Genomic DNA, 2,388 nt, shown 5'->3' with positions numbered 1-2,388 from the left:
GAGGGGCTTAGGATTTCGAAAGCAGACCAAGCACTCGGTTTCGCACTCTTCATTTTCTCGGTGGGTTATCAAGCTGGCCCCCGTTTTTTTAGCGCTCTCAAAGCCGACGGTTTCAAATATTTTACCGTATCGCTCGTTGTTGCAGTGTGCGCGGTAACAGTGGCCTTCTTTGCATCGCGCATGCTGGATATGCAACCCGGTGTTGCCGCTGGGTTGCTTGCGGGTGGCTTGACGAGTTCTCCTACACTGGCGGCGGCTCAAGATGCGGTTCGCGACGCGAGTATAACGATGCCGCCCGGTTATTTACCCGACGATATCATAGGCAATATCGCGAGCGCTTATGCGATTACCTACATTTTCGGTTTGACCGGCCTGATTACTCTCATCAGATATTTACCGAGATGGCTTGGCATAGATCTAGAGGCTGAGTGTCGCGATCTTGAACACTCTCCGTCAGATCGTCTCAAACCAATCAACATTACCACGCGTCGTTATCGCGTCGAGAATGCTCCGTTCACAGATTTGCCGGTTAAACAGTTGCGGGAAAAATACGGGAGCCTACTACCGGTTGCTACCGTTCTTCGTGACGGTAAAGAGGTGACGCTCGGGAGCCAGGATTTTCTGCAGCACGGTGACTTGCTTGAACTGATTGCGCCGCGCGAGTTGTTCTCAATGGATGTGCAAGAGATCGGCCCGGAGGTGCCTTTAGATTGGGATATTTCTGAGATTCAAGAGACCCGCACGGTTGTCGTAACAAACGCTGCTGCGTACGGTAAGACATTATCTGAGCTCGATATTCCTAAGTCTTTTCGAGCAATCGTTCGCAAGGTGTTGCGCCAGGGTGTTGAGTTGCCTCATCACGCCCAGCTTGAACTCAAGAAGGGCGATGTATTACACGTGGTGGGTAAAAAAGAAAATTTAGTGAGCCTCGGAAAATTTATGGGACACATCGAGGCAGATCTTCGTGAGACAGACATGCTAACTTTTGCACTCGGTATATCTGCAGGTGTGCTGATAGGGTTAGTTTCGTTTCATATTGCAGGGGTTGAAATCGGTTTAGGTAATGCAGGTGGCTTGCTCACGGCTGGGTTGGTGATCGGTTACATGCACAGTGTCAGGCCCACTTTTGGCAGGTTGCCAGAAGCTACTGGCTGGTGGCTAATGGAGTTTGGTTTGTTGTTATTTATGGCCGGTGTTGGCCTACAGGCCGGCGGGAGCTTCATAGAGACGTTGGCGTCATCCGGACCTTCACTAATTGTTGCCGGTATAGCCATTACTGTAGTGCCAATTTTAGTTGCCTACTTTATAGGGGCACGTGTCCTCAAGTTGAACCCCGCGATTTTAATGGGTGCGTTAACGGGGGCCATGACCAGTGGTGCATCACTCAGTGTCGTGACTGCCGAGGCCAAAAGTGCAGTACCCGCTATAGGTTATGCAGGCACGTACGCATTCGGCAACGTGTTACTCATGGTCGCTGGACCAATGATGCTACTAATAGGCTAATGAGAAAGGTACCACCTGTAACTTGCGAGTAACGCACAAGGATTCCGTAAGTCAGGCAGACACAAGGGCTCACGCGCGCGCTAATCGTTTTGGTCAGGACTATGACAACACGCCGTTTCCGGCCCTCACCGTCTCGCTTATCTAATATTGGACTTGGGCAACTCACAGTTAGTTTACACGTTTTATAAAACCCTATTTATCTCGCGAGAGATTTTCACTAATCCGTAAAAGTAAGGTTTGAGGTACGCGATATGAAAACCACGCCAATAGCAGTTTTCTTTGCCTGTCTGCTGACCGTCTTCGTATGTGACTCTGTTGCGGTTCAGCAAAGTGCAACGAGTGAATCTACGAACGCTACCATCTACCACAATGGTCACATACTTACGATGACTGGAGATGCACCTTACGTTGCAGAAGCTCTCATCGAGGAAAGTGGCCAAATCGTATTCGTTGGCACACTCAAGGATGCCAGGCAGCGTGTAGGCAGCAGTGCGGATGAGTACGATTTGGAGGGTGCGACGTTAATGCCTGGCTTTATCGAGCCCCACCTTCATCCGTCCCTGGCTGCAGTGATGCTTCAAAACGAAATTATTGCGCCGTATGACTGGAAGCTGCCATCCGGAGTGAAGAGGGGAGTCGCTGGTGAGAAAGAATTTCGTCAACGAATTACCGAATCCATTCAGGGGAACGCCTCAGCAGATGAGCTTTACTTCATTTGGGGCTATCACCAATTGTGGCATGGCTCACTGTCGCGAGACCTTCTCAATGAGATAGCTGGCGATAAACCCGTAGGCGTGATACATCGATCGTTTCACGAAATATTTTTGAACGATGCGGCGATTCATGCATTGGGGATAAAAGAAGAAGACTTTGCTGGCAATCCGC

Annotated in this window: 2 protein-coding genes; both read left to right on the top strand. The window is 50.0% G+C overall.

From position 1 onward, the window contains the following. Nucleotides 1-1,503 (top strand): hypothetical protein (locus HRU21_12780; protein NRA43165.1); only part of this gene is annotated, 1,503 nt, incomplete at its 5' end. A gap of 251 nt (nt 1,504-1,754) precedes the next feature. Then, nucleotides 1,755-2,388 (top strand): amidohydrolase family protein (locus tag HRU21_12775; protein ID NRA43164.1); only part of this gene is annotated, 634 nt, incomplete at its 3' end.

The organism is Pseudomonadales bacterium (assembly GCA_013215025.1).
Taxonomy (GTDB): domain Bacteria; phylum Pseudomonadota; class Gammaproteobacteria; order Pseudomonadales; family DT-91; genus DT-91.
Note: the sequence above shows the minus strand (reverse complement) of the source record. Positions and strands in the feature narration are given on the sequence as shown.